Here is an 18,611-nt window from a genome sequence, read left to right as displayed (position 1 = left end):
CGTCAGCCTTCGAGCCATTTGCGCAGCGTGTCGATCAGCTGCTGCGCCTGGTCCGGGCTCGAGATGTTGAACTTGGATTTTTGCTGGTATTCGCCGTTGCGTTTCTGGTAACGGCGGATCGAATACTTGTCCTTGCTGTATTCCTCTTTGCGCGGATCCCAGTCCTGGTAGCGGTACACGATCGTGGTCCAGGCGCCTTTGGACAATACCGCCTTGTCCAGTTCCTTGACGACGTCTACGCCGCCTTCGCTGTAGTTGATGGTCAGTTCGTCGGGGCTGCTCGCCATGAATGATCCTCCGATCGCACGATTACTGAGGCGCGCGAACATAGCAAAGCTGTCCGGGCGCGGAAACCCCTGGATCAACGAGCGCCCTGGCGCTGCAGCAGACTGATCAGCTCCGGGACCTGGAGCCTGCGCGCCAGCGCCAATGCGGACTCACCGTCGGCGGTCTGCGCGTTGACGTCCGCCCCGTGGCCGACCAGGTGCGTGGCGAGCCGGTGGTTGTCCTGGCGGATCGCGATCAGCAGGGGGGTGTCGCCTTCGGCGTTGCGACGCTCGGTGTCGGCGCCGTGGTCGATCAGAAAACGGATGCTGTCGCGATCGGTCACGCCCTGGGCCGCGGCCTTGAGCAACAGCGCGGAGGCGTCCAGCCGGGCGCCTTCCGCGAGCAGCAGCTCGGCGATCTGCGTACGCCCGTTGAGGATGGCAAGATCCAGCGCCGTGTCGCCCGCGGGGCTGCCGGTGTCGAGTTCGGCGCCGTGTTTGAGCAAGGTGCGTACCATGATGATCCGACCGTTGGCAGCGGCCGTCTGCAACGGCTTCTCGCCATTGGGCAGCGCGGCATTGATGTCCGTGCCCCAGTAGATGTGTCGTTCGAGCTGGTCGAGGTCGCCGCGCTGCACGGCGAGAAACAGCGAGATCGAGGGGCGATCGGGCTCGCTGCAACCGACCGTGGTCAGTGTCAGCGCGATCAGCAGGGCTACAAGGGCCAGCCGCACGTCCTTCATGCTGCCTTCAATCAGGTACCACGGTGGTCAGACCGAGCATTTCCCAGGCCTGCATACCGCCGCGGTACCACTTGAGTTTCGATGGCGGATAACCGATGCGCAGCAGTGCGCGAATATTGGTAGGGGATTGCCCGCACCAGGGGCCGTTGCAGAACAACACCAGGGTCTTGGCATCGCGATAGTTCCAGAACTGTTCGGTCCGCTCGACGCCAAACTGATCGCGCAGGATCGCTGCGATATCGGCTTCGTCTGCGGATTTCAGGCTGAGTCGCTTGTAGTGGATGTTGATCGCCCCGGGGATGGTCCCACGTCGCAGCCAATCCGGTCCGCGGGAATCGATGACCAGGATCGAGTCGTCGCCTTCCGACATCCGGCGCAGGTAGTCGAGCATCTCGATCTCGCCGATCGTCTCGACCCCTTCGGGCATCCGACTCGGCTGAATACAGAATGGCGGGCAGGCCCGCGAGGTGCGTGCGAATGCGGGACTGATCGTATTCGTCTGGTCCTGCGCCCGCTGGACGCGCACCGCCCGGCCCTGGTGGCGGACCGTGACGCCTTCGAGTTCCGGGGTGATCTTGACCGCGAGCTCCTCGGCCATCAGCGCATCGGTTGCCAGCGTCAGGGACACGACGATACCGGCCAACAAGCGGCCGCTCGCTTTGACGATTTGCCAGTGCTGAATATCTCGCATGCCGTGCATGATATCGGATAAAGGACGTCCGGGACGACGCGCATTTCCCGGTCGGGCGATGCCGCATGCTGTCGATCCCCAGCCGCACAGCACCGGACCCGACGGCCTGATAATATCCGCGGATGACTGGAAAGATACTGTTCACCCTGGCGGTGATTGCAGTGGTGGCATTGATCTGGCGTACGCGCAGCGCGCGCCATCTGCCCCGCGTCGAACCGCGCCTTGTCAACCCACCTGCGCGCCGCTGGCCATTGAAAGGCCTGGCGCTGGCGGTGGTCGCGTTGATGCTCGCCGCATCGGCCTTCGTGCTGTACGAGCATTGGCGCGACCGCAGCGAGGTGATCTTCATCCGCGTGGTCGATGCGGGCAGTGGGCGCGCCGCCGAGTATCGCGCTCAGCGGGGCGACATCGGGGAGCGCGAATTTGTCACCACCGACGGCCGCCGGGTCGTGCTTGCCGAGACCGAGCGGCTCGAGACCTCTACGATCCGGTCGGGCGGCGTGCTGGACCAAAATTGAACGCGATCGAGAGGCGGACCTGATCGCTTGCGTTTTCCTCGACCTCGTGAGGCAGGTCGGGCGGAAACAGCACCAGCAGCCCGGGGCGTGGCGTGACGCTGATCAAGGCATCGTCGTCGTGCAGGATCAGGCGGCCGCTGTTCGCCGTGCAGCTCAGGTAATAGACGGCAGACAACAGCTCGTCATGTTCCTCATGGGTGTGCAGTGTCGTCCGCTGGCCCGGTTGCATCTCGTTGAACCAGAATCCATGGTGCAGCGATTCGCGCCCGAGCATCTGTGCCGCCGCGGACAGTGCGAATTCACGCACCGGGGCGAGTTCCGGTAGCCGATCTGCCGACACGTAGATGTTCTCGTACCGGCCGCCGAAGTGGTGGCTGCGTCGCACCTCGGCGCGGTTGTGTTCCCGGTAGTACGCGGCGGACAGCGCCGGGTTGAGCGACTCGGCCTGTGGAAGGTCGACAAAGCCGATCGCGCTGAGGGTGTTGATCGCTATGTCAGTCATTGCGGTGCGGGACGTCGCCCGGGCAGTGCACCAGTCCCGGGGCAACTGGCGTGCAATCTGCCGGGACAGCCGTCGGGGTGCGGCAGGCAACGCCGATATTGAGCAGCACGATCGCGGTCAGCAGCAGAAAGGGCAGGCGCATCGCGTCAGTTTCCAATGGGCAAACGCGGTTTGCAATCGGCCTCCTCGCGGCAAAGAAAAACCCGGCGTCCGCAGGGCGGGGCCGGGTCAATGGCGAGAAAGGTTCTCGCCTGTGCCGAGATCGGTCGGGGCTCAGGCTGCGTTGGGACGCGCCGTGGCCGCACTAAACTGGGTGGCGTCTATGCCCGCGTGGGCGCGCAACGCCGCCTGCGGGTCATTCGCGATCTGTTGGCGCAGCGCCTGGACGCGCTCGCGCGCCTGTTCGAGGCTGGTGAGCCCCGTCGTGGCGCCGTCTGCCTCCGCTTCCTGGACGAGACGCTGCTGGGCGCGATCCAGTGCCGGGGCATCTTCGCCGGTGGGTGGGCGTTGTGCATCCGCGGCACGTTCGCCGGCGTTCTGGCGCTTCGTGTCAAGGTTCCGGCCTTCGATGGCCGCTTTCGCCAAATAATTGGCGTTGTCTATGGGGTTGGGCACGTCTTATTCCAGAAATTCGTCAATCATTTGGCGATTTCGCCGTGAAATCCCCTTCGTCCGTAATCGAAGCAGATTGCATGCCAAGGAACCAAGTTTTCGTGCTTCGGCCTAATGATGAATTTAACGCAGATGGTGATTGGAAGATGAGACCTGGGTTGTGTATCGCGTGCCTTTCGTGGTTCGCGGGCAGTCTGCTCGCGGCGTATTCCACGTTTGCTGGCGGCGAACAGCTGGCGTACCGGGTCAGCTACAAGGGGGTGTTCTCGTTTGGCGAGGCGATGCCGATCGCTGACCTGACGCTGCGTGCCGATGCCGCTGACGGCGAACACGGCCTCGCCGCGGTCTCGCTGGACGCGACGTCGGCGCCGTACGCGCTGGTCGAGTCGCTGTACCCGATCCGCTATCGCCTGCGCAGCTGGGCGGAACCGGGACAAGGCGACCTGGTGGCGTTCGAGTCGTACGAGCACACGCGCAAGCGCCGTCACCGCCTATACCTGCGCAGTACCGGCCGCGCGATGGTCCGGCTCGACCTGGAATCCGGAGCCGGGCGCGAACAGCTGGCACAGCTGATCGCCGGGGGGCGCCCCGATTCGGTGCCGCCGGAAGCCGAGTTGTTCGACCGGTTGGGTTTGCTGCAATGGCTGCGCGCGCAGCGACTGAGCGAGGGTGCGGAATTTCGCCTCCCGGTGACCAATGGCGAGGACGATCTGGTCTACCGGGTGCGCGTCGAGGCGGCCCAGACGCTACACCTCGACGGCGGCGCCTACGCCGCGTGGAAACTGCGCATGGATGGCAGCAGAGTCGACCATGCCGGCGCACAGGAACCGGTACACCGCCCGGTATACCTGTGGCTGAGCAGGGATGCGCGACACCTTCCGTTGCGCGTGGACAGCCGCCACCCGATCGGTCTGTTCCGGGTCGAACTGCGGCCCTCGGACGACGACAGGTTGGCTGCCGCGACGGACTGAGACCCGGCGCGGCTCCTCAGTCGTCCACCAGCTTCATATGGCTGATGTCCGGGATCGGATGCGGCGGTTTTTCGATGTGGCAGTCTTCCAGGCTGCCTGTGTTCGCTGGAAGCGCCTCGAGTCCGCTGGTGTCGATGTCGGCCGGCGGTACCGGCGGGGTATGGTCGATGATCGCTCCCGGTTCGGCCAGGCTGGCGTCCCCGATCGCGTCCGGGGCCGCTGCAGCCGTCGGTGCCGCAGGGGCGCCGTCGGCCGGGCGTTTCGCCGCCGCGGCTTTTGCGGTCGGCGCGGGCGCGCCACCGACGACGATCTGGACCAGGGCGCCCACCTCGCGAAACGCTGCCCGATAACGGCTTGCGGTATCGGCGTCGACACCCTGTTTGACGCGCAGGGGCTTACCGGAGAACAGGCGGTCCACCCCGTCTCCGCCGACCTTGAACAGGCGCGCGACGCCATCGCGGACTTCGGCCGGGTCCACGTCCGGCAGCATCTCGCCGAGAAAATACACGTCGAATGATTCCACCCGGCTAGTCCTCCGATCCGTCCGATGCCACTGGCCGAACCACCGTGCGGTACGACCCGTATCCTGTCGATGTGTCGGCTAAAGCGCGCCGAACCTTATGTCCGCGGCCGCTCAGATATGCGATTCCATCCATTTGCGGAATTGTGCCACCTCGAGTTCGCCGGTCGGGTGGCGTTCGCCGTATGCCAGCATCGTGGTGTACACCTCGATGAGGGCGGCGCGCAGCGTCTGGGCGTCGCTGCGGGCCTGCGCCGTGAAGCCGCCGTCGATCGCCAGATCGATCGCCGCAACCGAATGCTGGTCGTCCCACCATTCGTCGTTGTTCACCGCGCGACAACCGGCCAGCGGATCGCACGCGAACCGCGTTTGGGCGATTGCCGCCAGGTTCGCCTCGTAGGTGTGGCCGTAGGCGCGCAGCAAAGTCTCGATGCGTTGCAGGGCGTCCAACATGCCGCAAAGCTTAGCCCAGCCTGCATCCGCACAGCGGGACTACTTGGCGGCCGGCTTGCGGGCGGCCAGTAGGTTGCCGATCAGGTCGCCGTCCTGTGGCGTCAACAGGTGACCTTGGGCCATCGAGTAGGTCTTGACGCGCCCGTACAGGGCCGGGACCCGGTTCAGGTCCTGACTGATCGGCGGCACCATGTGGTCGCCCGGCATGTAGAAGGTGCCGATCCGCATGATGCTCGTGTAGCGGATCTTCGGATGCGGCTGCTGGTTCAGCCAGAACAGCAGATTACCCGGCGTGGGCGGGGTCAGGTCGAGCAACAGGCCGCGGCTGATCTTGGCGGTCGCATACAGGGCGTCACCGGTGTAGCGCCTGACCAGCCAGCTCTTGATGAATCCGAACATGCCGCTGCTGTCGGTCGCCTCGAGCGCCTGGATGGCCCGTCCTGTCCCGAAATGAGGCGTGGCGATCGTGATCAGGTGCTGCACACCGAGCGCACCGTGACGTACCAGCATCATCCGCGCCACGATGCCGCCGGCCGAGTGGGCCGCAAGGTTGATCGGTTCGTCCGGATGGCGCTTGCGTACCTCGCGCAACATCGCCGCCAGCCAGTCGGCCTGTATCACGACCGGCGCCTGCGACGGCAGGTTCACGGCGTACATGGGGCGCTCGCTGGTACCGGTTTGCAGGCGTTGCACCAGGACGCCCTGCGGGCTGTAGCCGAGAATCCCGACCAGCTGGTAACCGCGTTGTTGCAATCGGCCCAGTGCGCCGGATTCAGCCCAGCTGTGTGCGGTTCCGAGATAACCGTGCACCAGCACCAGGACATCCGCCTGCGCAGGTCGCCAGGCGGTGAACAGGACGACGGCCGCGATCAGCAGAAACTTCTTCATCGTCGCAATCTCCACGGCGTCACCGCCGCATAAAAACAGGTGATGAGTCTTCACCTCTATGGTCCGGATTTCGCCGCTCCAGTTCAAAAGAATTTATCAAAACCTACTATTTTTCTTGGGCTTTCTATACTTGAGGGATCGGTCGCGGGACGCCGGCCGGCACTGCCCGCGGAGACCTGGCAACGGAGGAGGCAACTGAAAATGCGTAGACGGTTGTACTTTGTCGTACCGGACCTGCGGTCCGCAGAAACCATCGAAAAAGAGCTGTTGCTGGCGAAGATCGAAGACGCGCACATCCATTTCCTGGCCAGAGACGGCAGCAACATGGGGCGCCTGCACCTCGCCAACCTGTTGCAGCGATCGGACCTGCTGCACGGGATCGGGATCGGCCTGGTCAGCGGCGGCATCACCGGTGCGCTCGCCGGCGTCGGTCTGTCGTTTTATCCGCAATTGGGAGATTCGATCGGATTGGGCGGCATCCTGATACTGGCCGTGGTGTTCGCGATGATCGGCTCCTGGGTGTCGGGCATGATCGCGGTGAGCATCCCCAACTCGCGTCTGCGGCGATTCCAGCCGGCCATCGATCGTGGCCAGATCCTGCTGATGGTCGACGTTCCGGTCAGACGGGTCGGTGAGATCCGCGATCTGATCATGAGCCATCATCCCGAGGCCCAGGCCAAGGGGCAGGAGGCACAGATCCCTGCGTTTCCGTGACGCGATCGGGAATCGTCCGTTGGGAGTGGAAAACGGCGGCTCGGTCCGCCGTTTTTCGTTGGCTTCGCGCGGCCCGGGTGCGATCAGTGCAAAGAGGCGCGGCGCGAGTCGCCTTCGGCGGATTCGACCAATGGCAGTGAGGCATGGTGCGCCAACATCCGCCAGCCCCCATCGAGATAGCCGTAGACGTTGGTCGCGAGTATCAGTGCGCGCCGATTTCCGGTGCCGGTGCTGACGTTTTCCTCCACGGTGTGCACGGCGAGTCCGCCGTCCGCGCTGGCCTGGATCAGGCGGTGTTCCACGCGCGGTGGCTGGCTGTCGCGGAAGATCTCCTCCCAGCTGGCCAGTATCGCGGCACTGCCCTGCAGCAGGGCGCCGCCCGGATGGATGCAACTGGTGTTGTCCGAGTCGACCCACACGGAGCGCATCGTGTCGAGGTCGAGGTCGCGAAACGCGGCATAGAACGCCGCTTCGGCGGCTGCTGGGTCGGGAAAGGACATTCGGTCGTCTCGCTGTTGGTCAATCGAGGTAGCGGTCCTGCCAGTGCTGGTACAACTGGTGGACGTGGTTGCAATAGCTGATTTTGTCATGAAACAGCCGAGGATCGATCGCGTCGAACAGATAGTAATTCGCGCGGTTGTTGGTCGCGTTCATGATATTCAGCAGGTTTCTGAGCAGGCTGTGCGGACCCCAGTGAAAATCGTGCTGTGCCTCGTAGTGCAGGTAGACCGGGACGATCGGTACGCCGGTCCTGAGCGAGGCGTCGAACGCCCCGTATCGAAACGCCGGTTGCAGGCGGGGGCCCTTGATGCCGCCCTCGGGATACAGGGCAACGCTGCGGCCTGCTTCGAGATGGCGCATGATGGACTTGGCCGCCTCGGCGCGCGACGTACGCGACTCGCGTTTCACGAAGATCGTCCCGGCGGCGGCGCCAATGCGGCCGACCAGCCACCAGTCGCGCACCTCCACCTTGGCGACACTGTCGACGTCGAACAGCGCCGGGATGCCGATGTCCTCGAACGACGAGGGGTGGTTCGCCACCAGGATGAAACGCGCGGGGAGCGGGTGGATATTCTTGTGGTGCAATCGAAGGTCCACGCCGAGCGCGTGGACCCAGGTACGGCTCCAGCGCCGAAACAGCGTACGGTACCAATCGCCACGCCAGGTCTTCGGCAGGAAGCTCAACAGGTAGAGCAGGGCGGTGAACAGCGCCAGCTCCAGCCACCCCAGCACCAACCAGAGGGCGCGTACGATGGACTCGAACATCGGATCTAGGACGCGACAGTCGGCTGCATACCTGCGGTGGTCAATGTGCCCCGGGGGTGATCAGTTGCTGCATGAAGCCGGCGGACTTCGCGCCGAGCACCATGCGCGCTACCGTGCCGTCCTCGATGACGATCAATGTCGGTGTCGCGCGTATACCCAATTCGCGACTGATCTGCGGATGCAGTGTCACATCGAGTTTGAACACTGGTGCACCGTTCGACACCAGGTTGTCGACCTCCTTTGACATGGGTTTGCAGGGTCCGCACTGTGGACTGAAGCAATATACCAGCGCCCGTCCGGATACCTGGGCCAACGCCGGGAACACACTGAACAGCGGTTCCGCCGGGCGTCCTTCGGCCGCGCGTGTCGCGACATGCATGTAAAGCAGATAGGCGATCCAGGTGGCGGAAAGCCCCAGCACCGCGTACACGAACAGATTCACAAACGACTGCGCCCCTCAGTGAAAACCCGCAACTAACCCAAGGGTAGCCGCAGGCCCGGGCGCGGGATAGTCGGGAAAACGCCCTGGCCCGACCGCGCTCAGCGGGGCGCGTCGTGTTCGCCTTCGTCGGTCGACGACTCGCGACTCGGAATCAACCGTTTGTGGCGCAGTTCACGCAGATTGCGCAGGCCCATCAGCAGGGCGCCGATACCGAGCAGCACGAGCAGTGCCGCCGCGTTGCTGCCGAGTTCACCCTCGATCGGTGCGGCAACCGCCGGTGCTGCGATGGGCAGCAGCACCGTTGGGGACAGCCACAGTTTTTTGTTGTTGGGCATGCTCTTTCCCCGTTGCTAGGACCTGAACAATAGCGGTGCAATAAACCTGCCGCCTTCGATTAGCACTGCGAAAACAACGATTTATTTTATGATAGGCGATTTGTTCCGGTCGCGCCTGTAAAATCCGTCGACACCCGCGCTGCGGCCCGTCGTCAGGTTTCAAGGACCGTCGCCGATAACCGCGAACAGGTGCGGCGAAACGGGATCGGCCGGGGATGTTGGCAGAATGGGGAGTACCGCTCGCGGTCGCGGGTATGCTGGCGGCCGCATTGTTGGTGGCCGGGTTGATGACGCGATATCAAGCCTACCTGGCGCTCGTGCGGGTTGCGGTGCACGACCTCGAGGCGGGGCTGAATCGTATCGCGGGGGCGCTCGATACCCTGCGCAGCGTGCCCCTGTCGCGCGAGTTGCGGGTCGCGCTGCGCGCCGAGGTGCTGGCGCGTCTGCATAAGGTCGGCAGTCTGCACCGTCGATTTCCGCAGCTAGGCGAGCGCGTGGCGGCGGCGCGCAGTGCCCTCGAATCGGAAGGACCGACGCGATCGAACGGCGTTGGGCCCATCGACAACGAACGCCAACTGCATCAGTTGATCGCGGCAATCGATTCGTTGCGTGTCCTGCTTGCGCGCGAAACCACATTGCAGCCCATCCCTCAGGACGTACGGGCGATATTTCGCCGCGAACTCGGCGACCGTCGGGCGGAGACCTTGGCCCGCTATCATCTGGTCAAGGCGCGCCAGCTCGAAGCGGTCGGCAAGGTCAGCGCGGCACGCACCCAGCTGACGACGCTTCTGCACCAACTGCGTCACCAGGGTGCCCCGACGGAATTCGTGCGCAATTTCTATATCGAAACGGAATCGGCCCTGTCGGCGCTCACCGCGCGCCAGCTGGAGGGCCTGGGTGCCGCGCTCGACGGGCAATCGCAGCGGAGCGCGTGACTGGCATCCGTCAGCGGGACTGCCGCAGATTGTCGAGTTCGTCAATATTCGCGCAGAAACCGAGCGACTCCTTGTCGGCCGGTGGTTCCTCCGCCAGCACCTGATCGCAGCGCTCCTTTGCATCGCAGGCGTCGCAACGCGCCATGTGCTGTCGAATATCGAGCGCTTGTTGGTTGTGCAGATAGGCGGCCTCGTCTATTCCGAGGTATCGCAACATCCGTGACAGGCGCAGTTTGCCGAGCGTGCTGGCGAGTCCCTGACGGAAGCGATGGCCCGCGCGCAGGTTACCGAGAATCGCGAGTGGCAGGCGCACCAGCAGATAAAGCAGCAGCGCGGCCAGCGCCACCGAGAGAAGAAAACTTGCAATATCCACGGCGGTCTCCTGTTCGGCTGGGCGTATTTTTCGACCCGTCTCGCTACTTAACCTTGATCTGGATCAGTAGAAGCGGTACTGCCAGCGACGCATTTGTTCGCCAGTCATCATTCAGAAATCAAACAGTTGTTCGGCCGCCGCCTTCAGGTCCTCGGGATCTGCGCCGGGCCGAAAGGCCTTGTCGCTGGGATCAAAATAGTCGCAAAAGTTGGCCCGCTGCTTTTCGGTTACCGCATCGGCGACCGGTTCCTGGCAGTCATTCGGCCGCCCCGGCTCGTAGAAGCGACAGTTGCGACATACATGGGTCTGTTTGCGACACGCGGGGCACTCACCCTCGCGCTGGTAGTCGACCGCAGCCAGCCGGTGACCGCAGGACCAGCAGACCCCCTCTGCGTTGGGTGACATGGGTTCTCTCCGGCTGCTTGGGTACCCGCACAAGTCTAGTCCATCGGTGGATGCGGATCCTGGAGTGCCGCATCAGCGCATGCTTGACCGGTGTGGCCGCGAGTTCGCAAGATCTTACCGTGTCAACGGTCGCTGTCCGGGAATCGACGGAGGGAAAGGTGAGTGGTTTCGTGCTGCATCCGCGGCTGGCCGACGACAGCCATCTGATCGGCGACCTGCCGCTGTCGCGCGTGTTGCTGGCGGATGACAGCCGTTATCCCTGGGTGATCCTCGTGCCACGCCGCCCGGCTGTTCGCGAGATCTTCGAACTCGCCTCGGAAGACCGGGTCGGTCTGCTGGACGAGTCGTGCCGCATCGGCGCCAGCCTGATGCGCATATTCGACGGTGAAAAACTGAATATTGCGGCGCTCGGAAACCTGGTGCCACAGCTGCACCTGCATCATGTGGTCCGCGCTCAGGATGACCCGGCCTGGCCAGGCCCGGTATGGGGGCACTCGCCCGGCATTCCCTACCTGCCGGGACCGCTGGCCGAGCGTTTGCAGATACTGCGTGCCGAGTTCGGTGTCGATCCGGTCGATCGCGCTAAGCCGTGACCGGAAGGGCGAGTTCGCCGCGCAGCAGCCTTTCCTTGTCCGCCCTGCTCAGGCGTTTCACGCGGCGTTCGACGCGCTGTGCGATGCCGCGGCCGCCGAGTGGCTGGACGTACACCAGTTGCAGCGGCCCGCGTCCGCGCAATCGGCGCGCCCCGCGATTGGCCGCGTGTTCCGCAAGACGGCGCATGACATCGGTGCTTATGCCGGTATACAGAGCGCCGTCGGCGCAGCGCACCAGATAGAGATACCACATGCGCAGTCAATGGGTCCCGGTTGGTGACGGCATCCAATACTCGGATTCCAGCACTGTCAGGCCACGCAGATAGTCGTAGGCGTTGCTAGAGAAATCCAGAAAAAAGCCGTCGATCCGACCATTGCCAAGGACCTCGCGCATGCGCTCGAGGCGAATGCCCTGGCGGGCGAGTGTCGATCCCAGGTATTCGACAACATCCCGCGAAGTGGGCATGTTCGATGCGCTATCGGCCCCAGCCGCGAATTCGCCACCGTTGTGACTGGGTCGCACGCGCAGCCGCATCACCAGGACCGTCTTGCCGTCTCGGTCCGCGGCGACATGCATTCGGTATCTGCCGACCGCAATCGGGCGTGTTGCGCCCTGCCACATCGAACAATCGTATGCCAGTTGTATGGGATACTGGCAGGTCAGCCGGTGACTGCGCCAGTCCGCTGCGCCCGATACCCGCAGGCTCGCGAATGCGGCGCAGGGCAACATCACCAGGGCGATGCCAAGAAGGACTGCACGGTGTAAGGCTGCTCGCGGTGCACTGACCATCCCTGGATACTAGCGCAAAGTCGGCGCGGCGCCAGGCGTCAGGCGAGTTCGTTGATGTAGTCGAAGATCGCCTGGCGTATGTAGGGCGATAGCTCCAGAAACCGGGCATGTGCGAGCTGTGGGCCGGAGCAGTCGAGGATCTCGATCGGGATCGCCATATGTTGGCGGTTGAGATGCACCTCGAGCAGGTGGGCAGAACCGGCTTCCAGACCTCCGCAATGAATCGCCACCCCCTGTCGACTGATGTTGCGCAGGCGTACCGTGCGCCCGTCGATGCTGGCGAACAAGCGTGTATCGACCGCGTAGCGCGGTACACAGCGGCGTTCGTCGCCGGGGCTCGGCGCAGCGGGGTCGCCGACGGGTTCTGTCTTGCCGGTATTGGCTTTCACTCTGTGGCTCGTTCCGGGCTCAACCGGTGTGCATGGCGGTGGGCCGCGGCTGCGGCCGGGTCAACGGCGGCTGGGCAGGATGTCGAGGTAACCGCGTTGAATGGCAACCTCCAGTGCCTTGGCACCACTGACCAACTCGTCGTATTCGCGACGCCGTTTGGCAATCTCGTCAAGCTGCGCCTCGGTCGGTGGCTGCTGCTTCGCCGAGCTGCCCAGATCGACCAGTGCCCGAAGATATCGCGCCCGTGCATCCGCCACCAGCCGCAGCACTGGTGCCAGACCGTCGATGCTGAGTTCCGGGATCACCGGGTTGATCGCCTCCCGGTTGACCGCGCGGATGGTGCGTTCGAGTTCCATCAGCAACCGATTGATGTCCTGATTCATTCGTCCAGCTCCCACGCAAGTCCAATCGCCTCATCGGCAGGTTAGCGGCAGCTGGGGAACTCGTCTTGAGCCTTCTAGCGGGTCAACGCCGCGCGCAGCTCGGTGTCGCTGGCCGGTAGCGCGACCACGGCGTGCACCGCAAACAGCGCGGCAAGTTGCGGTACGTGAGGGAGTTGTCCGCGATCCGCGAGGATCACCGTCCGTGCAGCGGGGGCGAAGCGTTGCAGGCTGCGCAGCAGGACATCGAGATTGCTGACGTTGGCGCCCGCATAATTGTTGCCGAAGCCGTAGAAGAAGTCTGCGACGACCAGGTCGGGAGGCTGGCGCTTCAGGCTGCCCAGTGCTTTGCGCTGCGAACTGAACGGCAGTCGACGATAACCGAGTGACCGGCACAGATCCGCGAGATCCGGATGGCCGGGTGATTCGACGATGTCGTACAGGAGCACCTGTTGCATCGCTCAGCCTTCGTGGTCGTCGGCATGTGGAGCCTGACCGTCGTGCTTGGCTCGTCGCCCGGGATTGCGCCTCTCGACGTATTTCAATGCTTGCATCGCGCCGCCGACACTACCGATCAGGAACAGGATAACGAGCAGGGCGATTTCCATGGGTAACACAAGCCGAAGCGTAGTCTCGACTGCCGCATCATAGCGATAGCGGATACGGCGGCCAAACCGCTTCTACCGGTGGAGTCATCCGGACCCGAGCCAACCGGCCTGGTCCATTCGCCGGTGCGACACCACGGTGGTATCGGCTGAGCGGTCATCTTCGCGCAGGCACAGCGGCCCGCCTCGCGTTTGCGGTCCGGGTCGGACATGCCTTGCCGAGCCCGGGACTAGGGGTTCGCGGTGGGTTCTCGTCGAAGAACGCTGCCGCACTGGCGACACTGATAACGTGCCCGATTGTCCTCGACGCGTTTGTGTCGGGTGGTGCTCAAGAGATGATCGGTGCAGTCGCAACGGTACGACCAGCGACGTTGGCGTCTCACCTGGGATTCGTCGAGGCTGTAGTCATGGCAGCGGGAAGCATCGCGGATGCCGAACAGCGCCATCACTGCCTTCCATTCTCGGCCATGCGGACGCGTCGCGCCGAAGCAGGCGGCGGTGACCAGGTGAGCCACTTCGTGGGCAACGGTGCGTTCGACGAAATCGGCGGTATGCCGATGCGCCAACACGAGGTTGAAGCGCAGCACGGGCACCTTGCCCGGTCGCCAGACGGCTTGACCGGCAGCCTGGCCGGTAAGGTCGAAGCGCAGTATCGGTTCGGGCAGGGGTGCCCGGTGTGCCGCGCACAGCGGCGCCGCATGGAGCAGCAGTTCGCAGACACGCCGGTGTATCCGAACGGTCAACGGGTGCCGGCCGACCCGGTCGAAGTCGGCGTCGCTGCGTCGCATCGTGCGGCCTGTCCTGGTCCTGTGGTGGCCCTGGGAGGGCGAGGGCAACCGGCGCGTCAATCCGCAATCAGCTGCAGGTATTCCATGCGTGTCGCCTGGGATTCGCGGAAGGTGCCGAGCATCACCGATGTCTTCATCGTCGAGTTCTGTTTTTCGACGCCGCGCATCTTCATGCACAGGTGTTCCGCCTCGATCGTAACAGCCACGCCTGCCGGCTGAATCACCTCGCTGAGCGCGTCGGCAATCTGCACGGTGAGATTCTCCTGGATCTGCAGGCGGCGCGCGTACATGTCGACAATCCGCGCGATTTTCGAAAGGCCAATCACCTTGCCCCGGGGTAGGTAGGCGACGTGCGCGCGACCGATGAACGGTAGTACATGGTGCTCGCACAGCGAATACAGCTCGATATCCTTGACGATCACCATGTCGTCATTATCGGTCGAGAACACGGCGTCGTTGACGACGGAATTGAGGTCTTGATTGTAGCCCCGGCACAGATAGGCCATCGCCTTGGCCGCGCGCTCCGGCGTCTTGATCAGGCCCTCGCGCGACGGGTCTTCTCCAATGCCTTCAAGGATCCCCGCGTAGTGGGACTGAATTTGATCGATCTGCATGCGAACCCCTGCGACGTGTCGGTGACGACAGCTTGATGGGGTGTACTGTAACGGGCCACCCGGGGCGAATCTATGCCGCGTTTTCTGCGGGTAATGGCACTCAGATCAGAGCGGCGGCAACGAACATCACCGCAGCCGCCAGGAACAGCAGGATGGCCGACTGTTTCCAGGTTCTATAGTTGAGGTACAAAGGGTTGCTGTGCGGTATCGCTATCGCCAGGACGCCGGCAAAGCAACAAATGCCGCCAGCTACCCAGAAAAATTTCTCCAACCAGATTCGCTTGATGGTGAAAGACCCGGAGACGCCGCCGCCGATGGTCTCGAACTTGTTCGCCAAAGCCGGCTCGACGGCCAATACCAGCAACAGGATTGCGGCGACCGCGGTCCAGGGGAGTGATGGGCTCTTCATGTTGTCGGGTGTATACCTGTTGGGTCCGGGATCGGGCGTGCTTTCGCATGTGTGCCGAACAGGAATAGCGGCCGTTTGACGGCAAATTGAATAGGCCCGGCCAGACGCGCCGCCCTGCTTGGCGTGCGCGTCCACCGCCGACGTCGTCGAACACAAAACGGCCACCTCGCGATGAGGTGGCCGACCGGTCCAGCCTTTATGAGTTGCGGCGATCCTTTCCGCTTATTTCCCGATGCCCACGCCTACCAAACCTGGAAGCCGTCCGGCGACCGCGCTCAACGGGGGGAGGCGCGCCCGGTGTGCGGTCGGTTCTGTTCTCCGCTGCACCGTTGCAGCGAGCCGATCCGTTGCAGGGGTGCTTCGTAGGGGCGCGATACGGTCTGCCCGGTGGCACACACCGGGCAGCGGTACCAGTCCTGTCGCGCATGCCTTTCGACAACGCAGTCGGTGTGAATCATCGGGCTGTGACAGCGTCGGCAACGCATACCCACCTCCGGTCGCAATGAATTTTCGAACAGCCTACGCGAGTTGTGATTCGCATCACAATAGAATGTGTTTAGGCGTCGCAAAAACCCCATATATTGGGCTTTTGACGGGTTGGCGCCCCATATCCTGGTGTCCGCAGCGGGACGCTTCCGCAGTACGGAAAAAAAGGGGGCCGGGCTCGGCTTTCCCCAGCCCCGAGTGTGCACAGGAGGAACGCCGGTGCGATGTCTTCATTCCCAATTCAGGGCGCCGCCGGTCTGGTACTCGGTGACGCGCGTCTCGAAAAAGTTCTTTTCCTTCTTCAGATCCAGTAACTCCGACATCCAGGGGAAGGGATTGGTCGCGCCGGAATACTGTTCAGCGAGACCGATCTGGGAACATCGCCGGTTGGCGATGAATTGCAGATACTCCTCGAACATCGGGGCGTTCAGGCCGAGGATGCCGCGCGGCATGGTGTCGTAGGCGTACTGAATCTCCAGCTGCACGGCATCACGGATCATCCTTACGATGTCCGCCTTGAAGGCGTCCGTCCACAGGTGTGGATTCTCGATCTTTATCTGGTTGATCACGTCGATGCCGAAGTTCATGTGCATCGATTCGTCGCGCAGAATGTATTGGAACTGCTCCGCAGTGCCGGTCATCTTGTTACGCCGGCCCATGCTGAGTATCTGGGTGAACCCGACGTAAAAGAAAATGCCTTCGAAGATCACGTAGAAGGCCACCAGTTCGCGCAGGAGTTTCTGGTCGTTTTCCGGCGTACCGGTATGGAATTTCGGGTCGGCCAAGTGCTGCGTAAACGGCAGCGCCCATTCCGCTTTGCGCGCCACCGCTGGGACCTCCCGGTACATGTTGAACACCTCGCCCTCGTCGAGGCCGAGCGATTCGACCACGTACTGGTAGGCATGCGTATGCAGCGCCTCTTCGAAGGCCTGGCGCAACAGATACTGGCGGCATTCCGGGTTGGTGATATGGCGATAGACGGCCAGCACCAGATTGTTGGCGACCAACGAATCCGCGGTCGAGAAAAAGCCCAGGTTGCGCTTGATGATGGTGCGCTCGTCGTCGGTCAACCCGTTCGGGTCGCGCCACAGCTGGATGTCTGCGTGCATGTTGATCTCTTGCGGCATCCAGTGGTTTGCACAACCGTCCAGGTACTTCTTCCAGGCCCATTCATACTTGAACGGTACCAGCTGGTTGAGATCGGCGCGGCAGTTGATGATGCGCTTGTCGTCGACCCGGATGCGGCCGGCGCCCCTTTCCAGCGACTCGAGACCGGTCGCACCCGATCCGGTGCCGTCGTCATATTCACTGTCGGGTTCGGCGATGCACTGCGCTTCATCGCCGGCGGGTGCGACGGGGACTCCGGCGAGGTTCGCGGAGCGGTGTTCGTCACGCGGATCGTCGCGATCGGACTCGCGGGTGTGGCTGCCGCGAGGATCGGGTGTGCCAGGCCGTGGTGTGATGCTTTGTTCGGCCTGTCCGCCGAATCGCCGGTCGGGTCGCCGTGCCGCGGGCTGCAATGGATCGTCCCAGTTCAGCATCCTTCCCCTCCGCTCGGTCTTTAAGGGGCCGCCGCTGGGCAGCCTGGTTCCGATAGCGCCGCGGTCGTCGTGTGCAGACCGTCGCGTAACAAATTGGTGCCGGAGTGACCTCAATCCCCCTTTGGGTGGTGGTCTATGACATTACTGAAAATGTCGCGCGAGAGTTCATGTGGCCCCTCCGGCATTGACCTGTCATGTCATCTGCGATGACATCATTCCCACTTCAGCCCGCCGGCCTGGTATTCCGTTACGCGGGTCTCGAAGAAGTTTTTCTCCTTGCGCAGGTTGGCCTGCTCATCGAGCCAGCTCAACGTCGGCTCGGCACCCGGGTATGGCTCGTCGAAACCGAGATTGCGGGCGCGCCGGTTGGCGATGAAGCGGTACTGGCCGACGTGGTCCTCCTTGCTGTACCCGAGGATCGGGTCGCGCAGGATGTAGCTGGCGTAGGCCTCTTCCGCGGCCTCGCATTCGGCCCACATCTCGGCCAATGCCTTGGGGTCGGGGCGGATGTTTTCTTCGAGCATTATCTGCTTGGCGACGCGGATACCGAACGAGGCATGCAATACCTCATCGCGCATGATGTACTGCAACTGTTCTGCGGTACCTTTCATCAGGCCACGGCGCTGCAATGCGAAGATCGGGCTGAAACCGTTGTAGAACCAGCAGCCTTCGAACACCCCGGCGAAGAAGATATAGGCCATCAGGAAGTTCTGCAGTTCTTCGCGATCGGTCAGGTCGATGTCGGCGCGCAGTACCGAGTTCAGCCGGCGATTGGCGATCTGGATCTTGCCGTTGATTTCCGGCACCACGCGGTAGCGGTTGTAGATCTCGCTCTGGTTCAGACCGATCGTTTCGATACAGTGCTGGTAGGTCCAGGTATGCAGCGATTCCTCGTACACCTGACGAGCCTGGTAGATCTGCAGCTCCGGCGCCGACATCTTTTCCATCACTGCCAGGCCGATGTTGCGCATCGCCAGGATGTCGGACGTGGTCAGGTACGAAAGCACGTTCTCATACACGTGACGCTCCTCGAGCGTCAGCTTGTGGTGATAGTCGTGTACGTCCTGGGCCATGCCGATATCGAGCGGCGTCCAGTGGTTGCGGTTGGCGTTGAGGAAGTACTCCCAGGCCCACGGATACTTGAACGGTGCCAGCTGGTTGATGTCGGTCATGCCGTTGATGACCCGCTTGTCGTCCGGATTCACCGGACGCAGGTCTACTTCGGGAGTCGGTTTGGTAGCCGGCTTTTTGGCTGGCTGTGAACCCGACTCCTTTTCCATTGACACCGACGGTGGCGGGGTCTTGGCCGCTGGCTTGATCGGCGCGAGTGGATCGTCCCAATTCAACATGCTGATATCTCCTGAGCGCTTGTTCAAACCGC

31 protein-coding genes are annotated in these 18,611 nt (G+C 63.1%); 5 read left to right on the top strand and 26 right to left on the bottom strand.

Translation table 11 applies throughout. The features are described from left to right. Positions 1-2 precede the first annotated feature (2 nt). The 3 genes from H6955_03980 to H6955_03970 form a co-directional block, all read right to left on the bottom strand. Positions 3-287, bottom strand: coding sequence for a hypothetical protein (locus H6955_03980; protein ID MCP5312689.1), 285 nt, complete (start codon positions 285-287; stop codon positions 3-5). 74 nt (positions 288-361) lie between these two features. Next, on the bottom strand, positions 362-1,009 hold the full coding sequence (locus H6955_03975) for an ankyrin repeat domain-containing protein (GenBank protein ID MCP5312688.1): 648 nt from the start codon (positions 1,007-1,009) through the stop codon (positions 362-364). A gap of 7 nt (positions 1,010-1,016) precedes the next feature. Further along, entirely contained in the window at positions 1,017-1,700 is a 684-nt protein-coding gene (locus tag H6955_03970) for a rhodanese-like domain-containing protein (protein MCP5312687.1), read from the bottom strand. A gap of 122 nt (positions 1,701-1,822) precedes the next feature. Between H6955_03970 and H6955_03965 the strand changes: the two genes are divergently transcribed. Next, entirely contained in the window at positions 1,823-2,218 is a 396-nt protein-coding gene (locus tag H6955_03965) for a hypothetical protein (GenBank protein MCP5312686.1), read from the top strand. Here the strand turns inward: H6955_03965 and H6955_03960 are convergent. The 3 genes from H6955_03960 to H6955_03950 all read right to left on the bottom strand — a co-directional run bounded on the left by H6955_03960 (position 2,181) and on the right by H6955_03950 (position 3,335). Continuing rightward, a complete protein-coding gene (locus H6955_03960) occupies positions 2,181-2,720 on the bottom strand; it encodes a 2OG-Fe(II) oxygenase (GenBank protein MCP5312685.1) in 540 nt (179 codons plus the stop codon). The two genes, H6955_03965 and H6955_03960, sit on opposite strands and share 38 nt — an antisense overlap. Further along, a complete protein-coding gene (locus H6955_03955; protein MCP5312684.1) occupies positions 2,713-2,862 on the bottom strand; it encodes a hypothetical protein in 150 nt (49 codons plus the stop codon). The genes H6955_03960 and H6955_03955 overlap by 8 nt, the downstream gene beginning before the upstream one ends. 131 nt (positions 2,863-2,993) lie before the next feature. Further along, positions 2,994-3,335 (bottom strand): hypothetical protein, encoded by a 342-nt coding sequence (locus tag H6955_03950; GenBank protein MCP5312683.1) that lies wholly within the window; start codon positions 3,333-3,335, stop codon positions 2,994-2,996. A 143-nt stretch (positions 3,336-3,478) separates the two neighbouring features. On the opposite strand from H6955_03950, the gene H6955_03945 reads away from it, so the two are divergent. Beyond that, complete coding sequence (locus tag H6955_03945) at positions 3,479-4,303, top strand: DUF3108 domain-containing protein (protein ID MCP5312682.1); 825 nt, start codon at positions 3,479-3,481, stop codon at positions 4,301-4,303. A 16-nt stretch (positions 4,304-4,319) separates the two neighbouring features. Here H6955_03945 and H6955_03940 read toward each other — a convergent pair whose 3' ends face one another. The 3 genes from H6955_03940 to H6955_03930 all read right to left on the bottom strand — a co-directional run bounded on the left by H6955_03940 (position 4,320) and on the right by H6955_03930 (position 6,164). After that, on the bottom strand, positions 4,320-4,826 hold the full coding sequence (locus H6955_03940) for a hypothetical protein (GenBank protein MCP5312681.1): 507 nt from the start codon (positions 4,824-4,826) through the stop codon (positions 4,320-4,322). Between the two features lie 111 nt (positions 4,827-4,937). Beyond that, the gene (locus H6955_03935) at positions 4,938-5,276 is read right to left on the bottom strand and encodes a hypothetical protein (GenBank protein ID MCP5312680.1); all 339 of its coding nucleotides are present in this window, start codon (positions 5,274-5,276) and stop codon (positions 4,938-4,940) included. Positions 5,277-5,315: 39 nt separating this feature from the next. Beyond that, the gene (locus H6955_03930) at positions 5,316-6,164 is read right to left on the bottom strand and encodes an alpha/beta fold hydrolase (GenBank protein ID MCP5312679.1); all 849 of its coding nucleotides are present in this window, start codon (positions 6,162-6,164) and stop codon (positions 5,316-5,318) included. A gap of 201 nt (positions 6,165-6,365) precedes the next feature. Between H6955_03930 and H6955_03925 the strand changes: the two genes are divergently transcribed. Then, the gene (locus H6955_03925) at positions 6,366-6,878 is read left to right on the top strand and encodes a DUF1269 domain-containing protein (GenBank protein ID MCP5312678.1); all 513 of its coding nucleotides are present in this window, start codon (positions 6,366-6,368) and stop codon (positions 6,876-6,878) included. An 83-nt stretch (positions 6,879-6,961) separates the two neighbouring features. Here the strand turns inward: H6955_03925 and H6955_03920 are convergent, their stop codons facing one another. The 4 genes from H6955_03920 to H6955_03905 all read right to left on the bottom strand — a co-directional run bounded on the left by H6955_03920 (position 6,962) and on the right by H6955_03905 (position 8,921). Next, positions 6,962-7,378: a nuclear transport factor 2 family protein gene (locus tag H6955_03920; GenBank protein MCP5312677.1), complete on the bottom strand. Its 417-nt coding sequence runs from the start codon at positions 7,376-7,378 to the stop codon at positions 6,962-6,964. 19 nt (positions 7,379-7,397) lie between these two features. After that, the gene (locus tag H6955_03915; protein MCP5312676.1) at positions 7,398-8,144 is read right to left on the bottom strand and encodes a 1-acyl-sn-glycerol-3-phosphate acyltransferase; all 747 of its coding nucleotides are present in this window, start codon (positions 8,142-8,144) and stop codon (positions 7,398-7,400) included. A gap of 40 nt (positions 8,145-8,184) precedes the next feature. Next, entirely contained in the window at positions 8,185-8,586 is a 402-nt protein-coding gene (locus tag H6955_03910; GenBank protein MCP5312675.1) for a thioredoxin family protein, read from the bottom strand. A 98-nt stretch (positions 8,587-8,684) separates the two neighbouring features. Further along, complete coding sequence (locus tag H6955_03905) at positions 8,685-8,921, bottom strand: hypothetical protein (GenBank protein ID MCP5312674.1); 237 nt, start codon at positions 8,919-8,921, stop codon at positions 8,685-8,687. Positions 8,922-9,136: 215 nt separating this feature from the next. On the opposite strand from H6955_03905, the gene H6955_03900 reads away from it, so the two are divergent. Then, a complete protein-coding gene (locus H6955_03900) occupies positions 9,137-9,856 on the top strand; it encodes a hypothetical protein (GenBank protein MCP5312673.1) in 720 nt (239 codons plus the stop codon). 10 nt (positions 9,857-9,866) lie between these two features. On the opposite strand, the gene H6955_03895 is transcribed toward H6955_03900, so the two are convergent. Both H6955_03895 and H6955_03890 read right to left on the bottom strand, forming a co-directional pair. Beyond that, entirely contained in the window at positions 9,867-10,229 is a 363-nt protein-coding gene (locus H6955_03895) for a hypothetical protein (protein ID MCP5312672.1), read from the bottom strand. A gap of 111 nt (positions 10,230-10,340) precedes the next feature. Beyond that, on the bottom strand, positions 10,341-10,634 hold the full coding sequence (locus H6955_03890) for a hypothetical protein (GenBank protein MCP5312671.1): 294 nt from the start codon (positions 10,632-10,634) through the stop codon (positions 10,341-10,343). Positions 10,635-10,684: 50 nt separating this feature from the next. Between H6955_03890 and H6955_03885 the strand changes: the two genes are divergently transcribed. Next, the gene (locus H6955_03885) at positions 10,685-11,227 is read left to right on the top strand and encodes an HIT domain-containing protein (GenBank protein ID MCP5312670.1); all 543 of its coding nucleotides are present in this window, start codon (positions 10,685-10,687) and stop codon (positions 11,225-11,227) included. Here the strand turns inward: H6955_03885 and H6955_03880 are convergent. From H6955_03880 to H6955_03830, 11 genes are all read right to left on the bottom strand, one after another. Further along, complete coding sequence (locus tag H6955_03880) at positions 11,217-11,486, bottom strand: GIY-YIG nuclease family protein (protein ID MCP5312669.1); 270 nt, start codon at positions 11,484-11,486, stop codon at positions 11,217-11,219. The two genes, H6955_03885 and H6955_03880, sit on opposite strands and share 11 nt — an antisense overlap. Further along, on the bottom strand, positions 11,487-11,804 hold the full coding sequence (locus tag H6955_03875; protein ID MCP5312668.1) for a hypothetical protein: 318 nt from the start codon (positions 11,802-11,804) through the stop codon (positions 11,487-11,489). It abuts the gene before it with no gap. Between the two features lie 251 nt (positions 11,805-12,055). Continuing rightward, positions 12,056-12,406, bottom strand: coding sequence for a PilZ domain-containing protein (locus H6955_03870; GenBank protein ID MCP5312667.1), 351 nt, complete (start codon positions 12,404-12,406; stop codon positions 12,056-12,058). 60 nt (positions 12,407-12,466) lie between these two features. Continuing rightward, positions 12,467-12,790: a hypothetical protein gene (locus H6955_03865; protein ID MCP5312666.1), complete on the bottom strand. Its 324-nt coding sequence runs from the start codon at positions 12,788-12,790 to the stop codon at positions 12,467-12,469. Positions 12,791-12,864: 74 nt separating this feature from the next. Beyond that, complete coding sequence (locus H6955_03860; GenBank protein MCP5312665.1) at positions 12,865-13,245, bottom strand: hypothetical protein; 381 nt, start codon at positions 13,243-13,245, stop codon at positions 12,865-12,867. A gap of 3 nt (positions 13,246-13,248) precedes the next feature. Continuing rightward, the gene (locus H6955_03855; GenBank protein MCP5312664.1) at positions 13,249-13,395 is read right to left on the bottom strand and encodes a hypothetical protein; all 147 of its coding nucleotides are present in this window, start codon (positions 13,393-13,395) and stop codon (positions 13,249-13,251) included. Positions 13,396-13,622: 227 nt separating this feature from the next. Further along, positions 13,623-14,180, bottom strand: coding sequence for a SprT-like domain-containing protein (locus tag H6955_03850; GenBank protein ID MCP5312663.1), 558 nt, complete (start codon positions 14,178-14,180; stop codon positions 13,623-13,625). Positions 14,181-14,236: 56 nt separating this feature from the next. Continuing rightward, positions 14,237-14,794 carry a GTP cyclohydrolase I FolE gene (gene folE / locus H6955_03845; GenBank protein MCP5312662.1) on the bottom strand — a complete coding sequence of 186 codons (558 nt, stop codon included), beginning with the start codon at positions 14,792-14,794 and terminating at the stop codon, positions 14,237-14,239. Between the two features lie 100 nt (positions 14,795-14,894). After that, positions 14,895-15,203 carry a hypothetical protein gene (locus tag H6955_03840; GenBank protein MCP5312661.1) on the bottom strand — a complete coding sequence of 103 codons (309 nt, stop codon included), beginning with the start codon at positions 15,201-15,203 and terminating at the stop codon, positions 14,895-14,897. A gap of 716 nt (positions 15,204-15,919) precedes the next feature. Continuing rightward, complete coding sequence (locus H6955_03835) at positions 15,920-17,230, bottom strand: ribonucleotide-diphosphate reductase subunit beta (protein MCP5312660.1); 1,311 nt, start codon at positions 17,228-17,230, stop codon at positions 15,920-15,922. Between the two features lie 212 nt (positions 17,231-17,442). Continuing rightward, complete coding sequence (locus tag H6955_03830; GenBank protein MCP5312659.1) at positions 17,443-18,579, bottom strand: ribonucleotide-diphosphate reductase subunit beta; 1,137 nt, start codon at positions 18,577-18,579, stop codon at positions 17,443-17,445. Positions 18,580-18,611 lie beyond the last annotated feature (32 nt).

Source organism: Chromatiaceae bacterium, from assembly GCA_024235395.1.
Taxonomy (GTDB): Bacteria; Pseudomonadota; Gammaproteobacteria; order Chromatiales; family Chromatiaceae; genus Thiosocius.
Note: the sequence above shows the minus strand (reverse complement) of the source record. Positions and strands in the feature narration are given on the sequence as shown.